Genomic DNA, 15415 nt, shown 5'->3' with positions numbered 1-15415 from the left:
TGCACCGGAGCCAGGCCCACCCTCATCGACCTCCCGGACCCCGGAGGCCGATGAGGATGAGGGGCCGGCTCAGCCCCGCTCGCCGCGGGGGCCGCGCAGCTGGGCCGCCCACCGTGCCCACCGGGGCGCTCCCCACCGCTCGACCAGCGCGGACCAGCGGCGGGAGCCCGCCCACACCACCTGGACCGCCGAGCGCGGGGCCAGCAGCGCCCGCAACCGCTCCCGGCGCCCGGCCCCGGCCCGGAGACCGGCCAGGACGCGCCGCACATCGTCGGCGACCCCGGCGACCGGTCCCGGCCGCGGCGCGTACAGCACCTGCTCGACCGCCGCGGCCACCCGCTGCGCCGCCCGGCTCGCCTCGTCGTCCAGCTCGGCCTCCCGCACGATCCGGGCCACGGCCTTGCGCGAGGTCTGGGAGTCGTCCGGGAGGACGCCGAAGTCCCAGGCCGTATCGGTCAGTTCGTGCCAGGCGGCCAGGACCCGGTCGGCGGCGTCCTGTTCGGTGCGCCCACCGGAGCCGTCCAGTCTGCGGGCCCGGACTCTCCGCCGCCACAGCATGGGCAGCAGCGGCACCACGAGCAGCAGCACCGCCAGCGAACTCCAACTGGTGACCGTGGTCACCGACAAGCCGCCGCCCGAGGCGCCGTCACCGGGCTGCTGGGGCGCGGCGGCCTCGCAGCCGCCCTGCTTCCGCAGCTCCGGTGGGCAGCTGTCCGAGGCGGACGGCGCGGCCGTCGGCTCGGAACTGGTGCTCGGGTCGGTCGACGGCTCGTCGGGGACCTCGCCCGACGGCGTCTGCTCCATCGTGTAGTCGGGCTGGGTGCCACGGCTCGGCGTGGGCTCGAAGCGGGTCCAGCCGACCCCCTCGAAGTACAGCTCGGGCCAGGCGTGCGCGTCCTTGAGGCCGACCGACACCGAACCGTCCGCCTGCGAGGTGCCGGGGGTGAACCCGACGGCCACCCGCGCCGGTATGCCCAGCGTGCGGGCCATCGCCGCCATGGAGAAGGAGAAGTGGACGCAGAATCCCGCCTTCTGTTTCAGGAACTTCGCGATGGCGGCCGAACCGCTGCCGGACTGCACCTCGGTGTCGTACCGGAAGCCCCCGTTCACCGCGAACCAGTCCTGGAGCTTGACCGCCTTCTCGTACGCGTTGGACGCGCCCGAGGTCACCTCGCGCGCGGTCCGGGCGACCACGGGCGGCAACGAGTCCGGCACCTCGGTGTACTCGCGCACCAGCCGCGGGTTGGGAGGCGGGGCGGAGGCCAGCTGGTCGGCGGTCGGCTCCACCAGCAGGCTGGTCACCCGGTAGCGGGCGCCCCGGGTGGTCTGGCCGCGGTCGCCGACCAGGGTGCGGCCCTCGGGCTCGTACCGCCAGCGCCCGTCGATCTGCACCTTGTCGGCCGGGTAGGGGAGGGGCAGCCAGTTCTGCGCATACCACTCGGCGGCCGAGATGGACGTGTCCACGGAGGTGGTCCGGACCGCGGGGCCGAGGCCGGTCGGCGCCGGCAGCCGGCCCGGCACATCGGTGACGTGCCGCTCCGACGACTTCCACGAGGCGCCGTCGAACTTGTCGAGCGCCACGATCCGCAGATACATGTCCTGGGTGGTCTGCGAGGAGGTGCGGTACCGCAGCACCTCCCTGTTCTCCGGCTGGTTCAGGCTGTCCTGGAGCGACACCAGCGGATTCACCGCCGAGATGGTGCCGCCGCCGCTCGGCCCGCCGCCGCTGCCCTGCCGGTCCAGCAGCCCGCCGTCCAGGGACGGCAGCACCGCGGGCACCGCGACCGCGATGCCCAGCGCCAGCACGCCGATCCGGTGACCGGCCCGCACCGGGGTTGCGGCCGGGCCGCCACCGGCTCCGACCGGCCCCGAGGGCGGCATGCCCGGCGCGCGCGGGGCGCCGCCGCTGAAGACGCGGCCCCACTGGGAGAGCCGGTCCCGGCCCTCGGCCAGGAGCAGCAGCAGATAGCCGGCCGCCGCCACCAGGAACCACACCCAGTCGCTGCCGTCGTCCGACAGACCCGCCGCGACCGAGTACAGCGCCAGCAGCGGCAGCCCGGCGGGGGCCGCGCTGCGGTAGGTCACCGCGAGCGCGTCGACCACCAGCCCTATCAGCAGCACCCCGCCGACCAGCAGCAGCCGGATGCCGTCGGTGACGGGAGCCGGGGTCGCGTACTGCCCGACGTCGCTGGTGCCCTCGCGCAGCAGCAGCGCGAACTCGTGGAGGGCCTCCGGGCTCGGCAGCACCCCGGCGAACGCCTGCCCGGACGCGAAGACGACCGTGAGCAGCAGCAGCATCACCACGCCCTGCCCCGCCACCGTCAGCGGACGGGCCAGCGGCACCCGGCGGGCGGCCACGCCCGCCGCGGTCTGGACCGCCAGAAGCAGGACGGCCTGCAGCAGCCACCCGGCCGGATTCACCAGCGGCAGCAGCGCGCACGCGGCCGCCGCCGTGGCCAGCGCCGCGCAGACGGCCAGCCGAACGCTCCCACTCATCCCCAGCTCCCTGTCATGCCGCCGATGCCCGAACGCCCGGCGTCGGCCCGGATGGCGCCCTGCCTGTCGGCCTGCCGCCACAGCTCCGCCATCGAGGCGCCCGGGGTGACCGGCAGCGCCGTCCACCCCGCTTCGCGCAGCCCGCGCAGCGCGTCCTCCAACTGCCGCGGGTCGGCGGGCTCCACCCCCCGCGACCAGGCCGGGCCGTCCATGACGAACGCCACCGCGGCCGTGGAGCGGTGCCGCATCCGCCCGACGAGCGCGGCCTGCTCCTCGTCCAGATCGCCGAGGAAGGCCACCAGCAGGCCCTCGCCCCCGCCGCCCAGCACGTCGTACGCGAGGGAGAGCCCGTCCTCGTCGGAGTGGTCCACCACCGCGAGGGTGTCCAGCATCAGCCCGGCCGTCTCCGCGGAGTCATGCGTGGAACCGGTGAATCCGCCTCCGCCGTCCGGCCCTGGCACCGAGCTTCCGGTGTCGGTCAGCAGCCGGACCGCGTAGCCCCGCTCCAGCAGGTGCACCGCGGCCGAGGCCGCGCCGCACACCGCCCACTCGAAGGGGGAGTCGGGCCCCGCGCCCTCGTAGGCGTAGCCCCGGGTGTCCAGCAGCACTGTGCAGTGGGCGCGCTGCGGCTGCTCCTCACGGCGCACCATCAGCTCTCCGTAGCGCGCGGTGGACCGCCAGTGGACCCGGCGCAGGTCGTCGCCGTGGCGATAGCCGCGTGGGATCACATCGTCCTCACCGGCCAGGGCCAGCGAGCGGTGCCGCCCGTCCCCGTAACCCGCGGCCTCGCCGGTCAGCGGCACCGCGGGCAGCGGCTCGACCGGGGGCACCACGGTGAGCGTGTCGTACGCGCTGAAGGAGCGGGTCAGCTCACACATCCCGAACGGGTCGTTGAGCCGCAGCTGCAGCGGGCCCAGCGGATAGCGGCCGCGCAGATCGGAGCGGACCCGGTAGGACACCTCGCGGCGGCCGCCCGGCTCCACCCGGTCCAGCACGAAGCGGGGGCGCGGCCCCAGCACATACGGCACCCGGTCCTGGAGCATGAGCAGCCCGGTGGGCAGCCGCGAGACGTTGTCCATCCGCAGATGCACCCGGGCCTCGGAGCCCGCCGGGACCCGCGCGGGCGCGAGCCGACGGCTGCCCGCCACCCGGTACCGGGTGCGGTGGACGACGGCCACGCACACCAGGGGCAGCGCCGCCAGCAGCAGTCCCACCCGCAGCAGATCGGCCTGGCCCAGCACATAGCTGCACACCGCGGCGGCGACCCCGGCGGCAAGGAAGGACCGGCCGCGGGTGGTCAGCCCGGCGAGCGCCGCCCGGATCGTGCCCCGCTCCTCCCCGCCTCCGGCGCTCCCAGGGCCCGCACCCGTCCCCCCTGTGGTCATCACAGCCTCCGTGCGCCCGGCTGCTGCCCGTAGTCGACCGGGGGCATGGAGGGCACCGGGGGCACCGGTCCGCCGCTCCGCTGCCCGGAGGTGGGCAGCGGGGTGCGCTGCAGGATGTCGCCGACGACCTGCTCCGCGGTGCGCCGGTTCAGCTGGGCCTGGGCGGTGGGCAGCAGCCGGTGGGCCAGCACGGGGACGGCGAGCGACTGCACATCGTCGGGGAGGGCGAAGTCCCGCCCGGCCAGCGCGGCCGCCGCCTTGGCGGCCCGCAGCAGGTGCAGGGTGGCCCGGGGCGAGGCGCCGAGCCGCAGATCGGGGTGGTTGCGGGTGGCGGACACCAGGTCCACCGCATACCGCCGGATGGCCTCGGCGACGTGCACCGAGCGCACCGCCTCGACCAGCTTGACGATCTCGTGGGCGTGCGCGACCGGCTGCATGTCGTCCAGCGGGGAGACCCCGCCGTGCACATCCAGCATCTCCAGCTCCGCCTGCGGGCTGGGGTAGCCGATGGAGACGCGCGCCATGAAGCGGTCGCGCTGCGCCTCGGGCAGCGGGTAGGTGCCCTCCATCTCGATCGGGTTCTGGGTGGCCACCACCATGAAGGGGCCGGGCAGTTCGTAGCTCTTCCCGTCGATGGTGACCTGGCGCTCTTCCATCGATTCAAGGAGCGCGGACTGCGTCTTGGGCGAGGCGCGGTTGATCTCGTCGCCGATGACGATCTGGGCGAAGATCGCGCCCGGTTTGAATTCGAATTCCTTGCGCTGCTGGTCGTAGATGCTCACCCCGGTGATGTCCGACGGCAGCAGGTCGGGGGTGAACTGGATACGGCGCACCGAGCAGTCGATGGACCGCGCGAGCGCCTTGGCGAGCATGGTCTTGCCCACGCCCGGGACATCCTCGATCAGCAGATGCCCCTCGGCGAGCAGCACGGTCAGCGAAAGCCGCACGACCTCGGGCTTGCCCTCGATCACACCCTCCACCGACCGGCGGACCCGCTCCGCTGTGGTGGTCAGATCGCTGAGGCTCGCTCGTTCGTCATAGGTCGTCACCCGGCCCTCCTCGGCCCGTTCTCAGGGCCGAGTGTCCACCAAGGGACGGACCGGCCCACCGCAAACGCTGGCACCATCCCCCGCGGGGTTGCGGGGGACGATGTCATCTACGCATTCTTGCGGTCTTCGCCGTCTCGCGTCACTCGGCTGTGGATAACCCGGGGTTATTTGTCACGCTTGTACGAGTTAGGAGTGAAAATCCACTCAGCTGCGCGGTTCGACCTCGCGCAGCAGACCGGTCGTCACATCGAAAACGAAGCCCCGCACATCGTCGCGGTGCAGCAGGAACGGCGAGGTGCGCACCCGCTCCATCGACTGGCGCACGTCGGCGTCCAGGTCCTTGAACGCCTCGACCGCCCACGACGGCCGCTGGCCCACTTCCTCCTCCAGCTCGTGCCGGAAGTCCTCGGTGAGGTTCAGCAGGCCGCAGCCGGTGTGGTGGATCAGCACGACGCTGCGGGTGCCCAGCGCGCGCTGGCTGATGGTCAGGGAACGGATGATGTCGTCGGTGACCACGCCGCCCGCGTTGCGGATGGTGTGGCAGTCGCCCAGCTCCAGGCCGAGCGCCTCGTGCAGGTCGAGACGTGCGTCCATGCAGGCGACGATGGCGACGTGCTGCACGGGGCGCGCGTCCATGCCGGGGTCGGTGAACTTCTCGGCGTACTGGCGGTTGGCCTCGACCAAGCGGTCGGTGACAGATATCGACATGGCTATGACCCTAATCCCACCAGGGGATTTTGTCTTTTCTTTAGGTTACGCAAACGAGGGCATCGGGTGCTCCGAAGGGGTGATTGTGAGCTACTCCACACCCCCTGTGCGCCCTTTCGCCACACGCTCGGGCGAGCCTTCCACTCCGTCGGCGGGGCGCGCTGGCCGGTTGGTTGACCGAAGGGACGAGTGGACTAAAGTGGCGCGAAGTGGGAGGCGTGACGCTCCCCTTGGATCCCGGAAATTTTCGCGTGAGCGCGGTGCGTACGTACCCCTCGGCCTCCTCCCGCTCCGGTCGCCTGACGTCACTTCCCCGGCGCCAGTCGGCCGCTTCCCCTTCGGAGCGGGTGGGGACCCGGCGGTGCGTACCCGCCACGCCCGACCCTCAGAAGGGCGCACGAGCAGCGCAATGAGCAGCAACGCTCTCCACGTTCCCGTCATGCTTCAGCGCTGCCTGGACATGCTGGCCCCCGCCCTCGCCGAACCCGGCGCGGTGGTGGTCGACTGCACGCTCGGCCTCGGGGGGCACAGCGAGGCGCTGCTGCGCAGCTTCCCAGCGGCCCGGCTCGTCGCCCTCGACCGCGACCCCGACGCGCTGCGGCTGGCCGGTGAGCGGCTGGCCCCCTACGGCGACCGGGCGACCCTGGTGCACGCCGTCTACGACGAGCTGCCCGAGGTCCTGGACCGGCTCGGGGTGCCGCGCGTCCAGGGCGTCCTGTTCGACCTCGGCGTCTCCTCCATGCAGCTGGACGAGGCCGGGCGCGGCTTCGCCTACGCGCAGGACGCCCCGCTGGACATGCGGATGGACCAGACGACGGGCATCGGTGCCGCCGAGGTGCTGAACACCTACCCGCCCGGCGACCTGGTGCGCATCCTGCGGACGTACGGCGAGGAGAAGTTCGCCAAGAAGATCGTGGACGCGGTGGTCCGGGAGCGCGCCAAGGAGCCGTTCAGCAACAGCGCCCGGCTCGTCGAGCTGATCCGCGAGGCCCTGCCGCAGGCCGCCAAGCGCACCGGCGGCAACCCCGCCAAGCGCACCTTCCAGGCGCTGCGCATCGAGGTCAACGGCGAGCTGGCCGTTCTGGAGCGGGCCGTCCCGGCGGCCGTGGCGGCGCTCGCGGTGGGTGGGCGGATCGCCGTGCTGTCGTACCACTCGCTGGAGGACCGGCTGGTCAAGCAGGTGCTCGCGGCGGGCGCCGCCAACACCGCGCCGCCCGGCCTGCCGATCGTCCCGGAGCGCTATCAGCCCCGGCTCAAGCTGCTCACCCGCGGCGCCGAGCTGCCCACCGAGGAGGAGATCGCCGAGAACCGCCGCGCCGCCCCGGCCCGCTTCCGCGGAGCGGAGCGCATTCGCGAGGACGCCCTATGAGCGCGCGCCCTATGAGCGCGGCGGGGGTGAAAGGACTGTCCGGGGCGAAAGGGCTGGCGAAAGGGGCGGTGCCGGGGGCGGCCACGGCCAGGCGCGCGCCCTTCGTGCTGCTCGTCGTCGTCCTGCTCGGCACCGGCCTGATCGCGCTGCTGCTCCTGAACTCCTCCCTCAACCAGGGTTCGTTCGAGCTGACCAAGCTGGAGAAGCAGACCGACGAGCTGAGCGACGAACGCCAGTCGCTCCAGCAGGACGTCGACCAGCTCTCCGCCCCCGGCGCGCTGGAGCAGCGCGCCCGGGAACTGGGCATGGTGCCCGGCGGCAGCCCGGCCTTCCTCAACCCGGACGGCACGGTCGCCGGGGTGCCCGCACCGGCCACCGGGCGGCCCTCCGTGGCGCACGCCCCCGGCCCGCTGCCCCCGCTCGTGCTCGACCCCGCCCCGGCGCCCACCCCCTCGGCCTCCACCAAGGCCCCGGCCGTACCGGCGCCGGCGCGCCCCCTGACCCCGGCGGCCGGCACCGGCGCGCCGACCACCCCGGCCCCTGGCAGGTGACACGGTGACGCGACCCCAGGACCCCCGCCGACGGGTGCCCGGCCCGGCGGCACCGCGCGGCGACCGCGACCGCCGCCCGCGCCAGGGGGCGCAGCGTCGCCCCTCGGAGCGCGGCCCGCGCCCCGGCGCGCAGCGCGGCGGGCGCCCCGGAGGCGCCCCGGCGCAGCTGCGGCTGGGCAGCCCGCGCCCCCGGCTGCGGCTGATCAGCCTCGGCCTCACGCTCGTCATGCTGGCCTTCGTCGTACGGCTGCTCCAGGTGCAGGCCGTGGACGCCTCCGCGTACGCCGCCAAGGCCAACGTCAACCGTTACATCCCGGTGACGCTGTCCGCCGAGCGCGGCTCCATCACCGACCGCGACGGCGTCAACCTGGCCACCACCGTGGACGCGTACGACATCACCGCCGCCCCCGATCTGCTCACCCCGCGCAACGCCAAGATCAAGGACGCGCCCCGGCAGGCGGCCGCCCTCCTCGCGCCGATCCTCGGCAAGAACGAGGCGGACCTGGAGAAGAAGCTCACCGAGAATCCGAAGTCGCAGTACGCCGTGCTGGCCCGGCAGCAGACCCCGCAGGTCTGGAACCAGATCAAGGACCTGAAGAACGCCCTGGACGACGCCGCGGCCAAGGGCAAGGGCACCAACGTCCTGGCCGGGGTCAACCGGGAGTCGCACAGCAAGCGGGTCTACCCCGGCGGCGACCTCGCGGCCTCGATCCTGGGCTTCGTGGGCGCCGACGGGCGCGGCGCCGCCGGGATCGAGCAGCAGCTGAACAAGAAGCTCGCGGGCAAGGACGGCAAGCGCGTCTACGCCCAGTCCGGCGGCCATCAGGTGCCCACCGGGGACCTCAGCGAGAAGCCCGCGGTGCCCGGCAACGACGTCGAGCTGACGATCGACCGCGACATCCAGTGGGCCGCCCAGAGCGCCATCTCCGACCAGGTGAAGAAGTCGCAGGCGGACCGGGGCTACGTCGTCGTGCAGGACACCCGTACCGGACGGCTGCTGGCCATGGCCAACGCCCCCGGCTTCGACCCCAACGACATCTCCACCGCGGACGGCGACGCCCTCGGCAACGCCGCGGTCTCCGACGCCTACGAACCGGGCAGCGTCAGCAAGCTGATGTCGATGGCCGCCGTGCTCCAGGAGGGCGCCGCCCGCTGGAACACCCAGGTGGAGGTCCCGAACCGGCTGCCGCGCGCGGGCCGCGCCTTCGCCGACGACATCGACCACCCCACCTGGTACCTCACCCTCAACGGGGTGCTCGCCAAGTCCAGCAACATCGGCACCATCCTCGCCACCGAGCAGCTGGGCAAGACCGAGAAGCAGAAGAACCGGATCCTCTACTCCTACTTGCGGCGGTTCGGCATCGGACAGCCCACCGGGCTCGGCCTCCCCGGCGAGACCTCGGGCATCCTGGCCAAGCCGCGGGACTGGAGCCCCACGCAGCAGTACACCATCCCCTTCGGCCAGGGCCTGTCGCTCAACGCCGTCCAGGCGGCCTCCGTCTACTCCACCGTCGCCAACGGCGGCCTGCGCATCGCCCCCAGCCTGGTGAGCGGCACCAGGGGCCCCGGCGGTCACTTCACCCCGGCGCCCGCGCCCAAGAAGTCCCGCGTGGTGAGCGCGAAGACCGCGAAGACGCTGGCCCAGATGCTCGAATCGGTCGTGGACGACGAGCAGGGCACCGGCACCAAGGCGAAGATCCCCGGCTACCAGGTCGCGGGCAAGACCGGCACGTCCAACCGCGTGGACCCGAAAACCGGCCGTTATCACGGTTACACCGCTTCGTTCGCAGGTTTCGCACCTGCCGACAAACCGCGCCTCACGGTCTACTGTGCGGTGCAGAATCCCACCAAGGGCAGCTATTTCGGTGGGCAGGTCTGCGGGCCGGTCTACAAGAAGGTCATGGAGTTCGCGCTCAAATCGTTGCAGGTCCCGCCTACGGGTAAGCAGCCCAAGCGGCTCCCCGTGAGCTACAGCCCGGCCCGGTGAGCGGGTCCAGCCGTGACGACGATCACGCCGGAGCCCGGGAACCAGGGGCCGGTGCGCCACTGCTCCGCCGCCGGATTTCGCGACGAAGCGGGTGGGCCGGGTACGCTCACCGCCGTGCCCCAAGCTGATCAGTCCCAAACCCCTCAGAAGGACGTTTCTGTGGAATACCCGGGAGCGCCCCGCCCTCTCCAGGTCCGCCCCGTACCGCTCGCGGAGCTGGCGGACCAGCTGGGCGTCGATGCCTCCGGCGTCCCGGCGGAGGCCGCGGTCACCGGGATCACCCATGACTCGCGTGCCGTGCGCCCGGGCGATGTGTACGCGGCGCTGTCCGGCGCCCGGCTGCACGGCGCGGACTTCGCCGCCCAGGCCGCCGACCTCGGCGCGGCCGCCGTGCTGACCGACCCGGACGGCGCCGAGCGCGCCGCCGCCACCGGGCTGCCGGTCCTGGTCGTGGACAACCCGCGCGGCCGGATGGGCGCGCTGGCCGCCACGATCTACGACGAGCCGGGCCACAGCCTGCTGCAGATCGGCATCACCGGCACCTCCGGCAAGACCACCACCGCGTACCTCGTCGACGGCGGGCTCAGGGCCGCCTCCGAGAAGGCCGGCGGCGGTCCCACGGGGCTCATCGGCACCGTCGAGATGCGCATCGGCGACGACCGCATCAAGTCCGAGCGCACCACCCCCGAGGCCACCGACCTCCAGGCGCTGTTCGCGGTGATGCGCGAACGCGACGTCCACTCGGTCGTCATGGAGGTCTCCAGCCACGCCCTGGTCCTCGGCCGCGTCGACGGCTGCGTCTTCGACGTCGCCGTCTTCAACAACCTCTCCCCGGAGCACATGGAGTTCCACTCGGGGATGGAGGACTACTTCCAGGCCAAGGCCCAGCTGTTCACCAAGGCCCGCAGCCGGGCCGGAGTGATCAACTACGACGACGAGTACGGCCGACGGCTCATCGAGGAGTCCGAGGTCCCGGTCACCACCTTCTCCGCCGAGGGCCACCCCGACGCCCACTGGCGCGCCGCGGACGTCGAGGTCGGCCCGCTCGGCTCGACGTTCACCGCGGTCGGCCCGAACGGCGAGACGGTACGGGCCGCCGCCCCGATCGCCGGTCCGTTCAATGTCGCCAACGCGCTCGCCGCCCTCGTCGCGCTCGCCGTCGCCGGGATCGACCCGCAGACGGCCGCGGACGGCATCGCCGCCGTCCCCGGCGTGCCGGGCCGGCTGGAGCGCGTCGACGTGGGCCAGCCGTACCTCGCGGTGGTCGACTACGCCCACAAGACCGACGCCGTGGAGTCGGTGCTGCGCGCCCTGCGCAAGGTCACCGAAGGCAAGCTGCACGCCGTCCTCGGCTGCGGCGGCGACCGCGACCGGCTCAAGCGCGGACCGATGGGCTCCGCCGTGGCCCGGTACGCCGACACGGCCGTGCTGACCTCGGACAACCCTCGCTCCGAGGACCCGCTCGCCATCCTCGCCGCGATGCTCGCGGGCGCCGCCGAGGTGCCCGCGCACGAGCGCGGCGACGTCCTGGTCGAGGAGGACCGGGGGAACGCCATCGCCGCCGCCGTCGCCCGCGCGGAGCCCGGCGACACCGTGATCGTCGCGGGCAAGGGCCATGAGCAGGGCCAGACGATCGCCGGGGTGGTTCGCGCCTTCGACGACCGCCAGGTCCTGCGGGAAGCCATCGAGCTCAGCGAGCGAGCCAAGGGGCGCGGTCCGCGACGCCCCGAGGCGAGCGAACAGCACGGGCACACACACCAAAACGACCAGGGATGACAGACCGCCATGCGCGCACCAGCCCCCTCCAGGCAGCTCTCCCGCACGGCCGGAGGTGATCAGTGATCCCACTGTCCCTCACCGAGATCACCGGCCTCGTCGGTGGGCAGCCGCACGACATACCGGACCTTGACCTGAAGGTCACAGGACCCGTCGTGATCGACTCCCGCGAGGTGCGGCCCGGGAGCCTGTTCGCCGCGCTCCCCGGCGAGCGCGTGGACGGCCACGACTACGCGCCCGGCGCGGTCGCGGCGGGCGCGGTGGCGGTTCTGGCCACCCGCCCGGTCTCCACACCGGACGCCCCGGTTCCGGCGATCGTCGTCCCCGACGTCGTCGCCGCCATGGGCGCGCTCGCCCGCGCCGTCGTCGAGCGGCTCGGCACCACCGTGGTCGCGCTCACCGGCTCCGCCGGGAAGACCAGCACCAAGGACCTCATCGCCCAGCTGCTCCAGCGGCACGGCCCGACCGTATGGACGCACGGTTCGTTCAACAACGAGATCGGGCTTCCGCTGACCGCGCTGCGCGCCGACACGACCACCCAGCACCTGGTGCTGGAGATGGGCGCCCGAGGCAAGGGCCACATCCGTTATCTGACGGACCTCACCCCGCCCCGCATCGGGCTCGTCCTCAACGTCGGCACCGCGCACATCGGTGAGTTCGGCGGCCGCGAGCAGATCGCCGAGGCCAAGGGCGAACTGGTCGAGTCGCTGCCCTCCGCCGAGGACGGCGGGGTGGCGGTGCTCAACGCCGACGACCCCTTGGTGCGCGCCATGGCGTCCCGTACGAAGGCCCGTACCGTCCTGTTCGGCGAGGCCGGGGACGCCCACGTACGCGCCTCGAATGTCCGGCTTGCCGACGGTGGCCGCCCCGCCTTCACGCTTCACACCCCTACCGGGTGCGGTGACGTGACCATGCGCCTGTACGGTGAGCACCACGTGTCGAACGCGCTCGCCGCGGCCGCCGTCGCCCATGAGACGGGCATGTCCGTCGACGAGATCGCCGTGGCGCTCTCCGAGGCGGGTCAGCTCTCCCGCTGGCGGATGGAGGTCACCGAGCGCTCGGACGGCGTGACGGTCGTCAACGACGCCTACAACGCGAACCCCGAGTCCATGCGAGCCGCGCTGCGCGCGCTGGCCGCGATGGGCGCCGCAACACCGGGGCGTCGCACGTGGGCGGTGCTGGGCCCGATGGCCGAGCTTGGCGATGAGTCACTGGCCGAGCACGACGCGGTCGGACGGCTGGCCGTCCGGCTCAACGTCAGCAAGCTCGTGGCGGTCGGCGGCCAGGAGGCCGCGTGGCTGGACATGGGCGCCAAGAACGAGGGTTCGTGGGGTGAGGAGTCGGTGCACGTGTCCGACGTGCGGGCAGCGGTCGATCTGCTGCGGAGCGAGCTGCGACCGGGGGATGTCGTGTTGGTGAAGGCCTCCAGGTCGGTCGGCCTGGAGCAACTCGCGCAGGCGTTGCTCGAGGGTGAGGTCACCGGGCGATGACCATGGGGCAGATCCTCCTCGCCGCGGGGGAAGAAGAACACGTAGGCGCCATGAGGCAGATCCTCTTCTCCGGCGCCATCGGTCTCTTCCTGACCCTGATCGGCACCCCGCTGCTGATCAAGCTGCTTGCCCGCAAGGGCTACGGCCAGTACATCCGGGACGACGGCCCGCGGACGCACGGCAGCAAGAAGGGCACGCCCACCATGGGCGGCATCTCCTTCATCCTGGCCACGCTGATCGCCTACGCCGTGACGAAGGTGATCACCGGCAGCCAGCCGACCTTCTCCGGTGTGCTGGTGCTCTTCCTGTTCGCGGGCATGGGCCTGGTCGGCTTCCTCGACGACTACATCAAGATCGTCAAGCAGCGCAGCCTGGGCCTGCGGGCCAAGGCCAAGATGGCCGGTCAGCTGATCGTCGGTGTCGCCTTCGCGATCCTCGCGCTGAACTTCGCCGACGCCCGCCAGCAGACCCCGGCCTCCGACCGGCTCTCCTTCGTCCAGGACTTCGGCTGGTCCTTCGGCCCGGTGATCTTCGCGATCTGGGCGCTGTTCATGATCCTCGCGATGTCGAACGGCGTGAACCTCACCGACGGCCTGGACGGCCTGGCCACCGGCGCCTCCGTGATGGTCTTCGGCGCCTACACCTTCATCGGCGTCTGGCAGTACCAGGAGTCCTGCGCCAACGCGGACACCCTCACCAACCCCTCGTCCTGCTTCGAGGTGCGCGACCCGCTCGACCTCGCGGTCGTCGCCTCCGCGTTGATGGGCGCCTGCTTCGGCTTCCTGTGGTGGAACACCTCGCCCGCCAAGATCTTCATGGGGGACACCGGCTCGCTCGCGCTCGGCGGCGGGCTCGCGGGGCTCGCCATCTGCTCCCGCACGGAGCTGCTGATGGCCGTCCTCGGCGGGCTGTTCGTCCTGATCACCCTGTCCGTGGTCATCCAGGTCGGCTCGTTCCGGCTCACCGGGCGCCGGGTCTTCCGAATGGCACCACTCCAGCACCACTTCGAACTCAAGGGGTGGAGCGAAGTCCTTGTGGTGGTCCGGTTCTGGATCATCCAGGGCATGTGCGTGATCGTCGGACTCGGGCTCTTCTACGCGGGCTGGCGGGCTTCGTGACCATCGACGTCACCGACCTCGCGGGCCGCCATGTCACCGTCGCCGGACTCGGCGTCTCCGGGGTCCCCGCAGCGCGTGCGCTGCGGGGACTCGGGGCCGCGGTGACCGTCGTCAACGGAAGCGACGGCGAGCCCCAGCGCGCCCAGGCGGCCGAACTGGAGCCGCTCGGCATCACGGTCCGGCTCGGCGACGGGGACACTCTCCCGGACGGCACCGAACTGGTCGTCACCACGCCCGGCTGGAAGCCCACCAGCCCGCTCTTCCTGGCCGCCGAGAAGGCCGGCGTCCCGGTCTGGGGCGACGTGGAGCTGGCCTGGCGGCTGCGCGGCCCGGACTCCCCGCCCTGGCTCGCGGTCACCGGCACCAACGGCAAGACGACCACCGTGCGCATGCTGGCGTCCATCCTGGAGGCGGCCGGACTGCGCACCGCCGCCGTCGGCAACATCGGCGTCTCGCTCCTGGACATCGTGCTGGGCGACACGCCGTACGACGTGCTCGCCGTCGAGCTGTCCAGCTACCAGCTGCACTGGGCGCCCTCGCTGCGCGCCCACTCCGGCACGGTGCTCAACCTCGCCCCCGACCACCTCGACTGGCACGGCTCCATGGCGGCGTACGCGTCGGACAAGGGCCGGATCTACGAGGGCAACCAGGTCGCCTGCGTCTACAACGTCGCCGACCCCGCCACCGAGGACCTGGTCCGGGCGGCCGACGTCGAGGAGGGCTGCCGGGCGATCGGCTTCACCCTCGGCACCCCCGGCCCCTCCCAGCTGGGCGTCGTCGAGAACATCCTGGTCGACCGGGCCTTCGTCGCGAACCGGCAGAAGAACGCCCAGGAGCTGGCCGAGGTCGCCGACGTCAACCCGCCCGCGCCGCACAACATCGCCAACGCGCTCGCCGCCGCGGCCCTGGCCCGCGCCTTCGGCGTGCCGCCCGAGGCCGTACGGGACGGGCTGCGCGCCTTCCGCCCGGACCCGCACCGCGTGGAGCACGTCGCGGACGTCGAGGGCGTGAGTTACGTGGACGACTCCAAGGCGACCAACACCCACGCCGCCGAGGCGTCGTTGGGCGCCTACGAGCACATCGTGTGGGTCGCCGGCGGCCTCGCCAAGGGCGCCACCTTCGACGAACTGGTCTCCACTGCCGCCGCGCGACTGCGCGGCGTGGTGCTGATCGGCGCCGACCGCGCCCTGATCCGGGAAGCGCTCGCGCGACACGCAGCGGATGTCCCGGTCGTGGACCTCGACCGGACCGACACTGGGGCGATGGCGGCGGCTGTCCGGGAAGCGGCCCGGCTCGCCCGGCCGGGCGATACCGTCCTTCTGGCCCCGGCCTGTGCCTCGATGGACATGTTCACCAACTACAACAAGCGGGGCGACGCCTTCGCCGCGGCGGTTCACGAGCTGGCCCCGGGCCCGGTCACGGACGAGCAGTAGCCCGCCGGTCCCCCGCGAGGACCACCGCTCGCGCGGAGAACCTGGAGGGGATT

11 protein-coding genes are annotated in these 15415 nt (G+C 72.6%); 7 read left to right on the top strand and 4 right to left on the bottom strand.

What is annotated here, in order from left to right; all coding sequences use genetic code 11:
* Window positions 1-69: 69 nt before the first annotated feature.
* The 4 genes from ACH4SI_RS29530 to ACH4SI_RS29515 all read right to left on the bottom strand — a co-directional run bounded on the left by ACH4SI_RS29530 (window position 70) and on the right by ACH4SI_RS29515 (window position 5638).
* Window positions 70-2496: a transglutaminaseTgpA domain-containing protein gene (locus ACH4SI_RS29530; protein ID WP_398300864.1), complete on the bottom strand. Its 2427-nt coding sequence runs from the start codon at window positions 2494-2496 to the stop codon at window positions 70-72.
* A complete protein-coding gene (locus ACH4SI_RS29525; protein WP_398300862.1) occupies window positions 2493-3881 on the bottom strand; it encodes a DUF58 domain-containing protein in 1389 nt (462 codons plus the stop codon). Before ACH4SI_RS29525 ends, ACH4SI_RS29530 begins: the two co-directional genes overlap by 4 nt.
* Entirely contained in the window at window positions 3881-4930 is a 1050-nt protein-coding gene (locus tag ACH4SI_RS29520) for an AAA family ATPase (protein WP_398300860.1), read from the bottom strand. Before ACH4SI_RS29520 ends, ACH4SI_RS29525 begins: the two co-directional genes overlap by 1 nt.
* A 204-nt stretch (window positions 4931-5134) precedes the next feature.
* Window positions 5135-5638 carry a beta-class carbonic anhydrase gene (locus ACH4SI_RS29515; RefSeq protein ID WP_398300858.1) on the bottom strand — a complete coding sequence of 168 codons (504 nt, stop codon included), beginning with the start codon at window positions 5636-5638 and terminating at the stop codon, window positions 5135-5137.
* A 409-nt stretch (window positions 5639-6047) separates the two neighbouring features.
* On the opposite strand from ACH4SI_RS29515, the gene rsmH reads away from it, so the two are divergent.
* From rsmH to murD, 7 genes are all read left to right on the top strand, one after another.
* Window positions 6048-7007, top strand: coding sequence for a 16S rRNA (cytosine(1402)-N(4))-methyltransferase RsmH (rsmH, locus tag ACH4SI_RS29510; protein WP_398300856.1), 960 nt, complete (start codon window positions 6048-6050; stop codon window positions 7005-7007).
* Window positions 7004-7558: a septum formation initiator family protein gene (locus ACH4SI_RS29505; protein ID WP_398300854.1), complete on the top strand. Its 555-nt coding sequence runs from the start codon at window positions 7004-7006 to the stop codon at window positions 7556-7558. The genes rsmH and ACH4SI_RS29505 overlap by 4 nt, the downstream gene beginning before the upstream one ends.
* Window positions 7559-7562: 4 nt before the next feature.
* Window positions 7563-9545, top strand: a complete 1983-nt coding sequence (locus tag ACH4SI_RS29500) for a peptidoglycan D,D-transpeptidase FtsI family protein (RefSeq protein WP_398300852.1) — start codon at window positions 7563-7565, stop codon at window positions 9543-9545.
* A 159-nt stretch (window positions 9546-9704) separates the two neighbouring features.
* The gene (locus tag ACH4SI_RS29495) at window positions 9705-11321 is read left to right on the top strand and encodes a UDP-N-acetylmuramoyl-L-alanyl-D-glutamate--2,6-diaminopimelate ligase (RefSeq protein ID WP_398300850.1); all 1617 of its coding nucleotides are present in this window, start codon (window positions 9705-9707) and stop codon (window positions 11319-11321) included.
* Between the two features lie 62 nt (window positions 11322-11383).
* Complete coding sequence (gene murF / locus ACH4SI_RS29490; RefSeq protein WP_398300848.1) at window positions 11384-12811, top strand: UDP-N-acetylmuramoyl-tripeptide--D-alanyl-D-alanine ligase; 1428 nt, start codon at window positions 11384-11386, stop codon at window positions 12809-12811.
* Between the two features lie 50 nt (window positions 12812-12861).
* Window positions 12862-13929 carry a phospho-N-acetylmuramoyl-pentapeptide-transferase gene (mraY, locus tag ACH4SI_RS29485; RefSeq protein ID WP_398300960.1) on the top strand — a complete coding sequence of 356 codons (1068 nt, stop codon included), beginning with the start codon at window positions 12862-12864 and terminating at the stop codon, window positions 13927-13929.
* A complete protein-coding gene (gene murD, locus ACH4SI_RS29480) occupies window positions 13926-15362 on the top strand; it encodes a UDP-N-acetylmuramoyl-L-alanine--D-glutamate ligase (protein WP_398300846.1) in 1437 nt (478 codons plus the stop codon). Before mraY ends, murD begins: the two co-directional genes overlap by 4 nt.
* Window positions 15363-15415 lie beyond the last annotated feature (53 nt).

It is taken from the genome of Streptomyces sp. NPDC021212, assembly GCF_044332925.1.
Taxonomy (GTDB): Bacteria; Actinomycetota; Actinomycetes; order Streptomycetales; family Streptomycetaceae; genus Streptomyces.
Note: the sequence above shows the minus strand (reverse complement) of the source record. Positions and strands in the feature narration are given on the sequence as shown.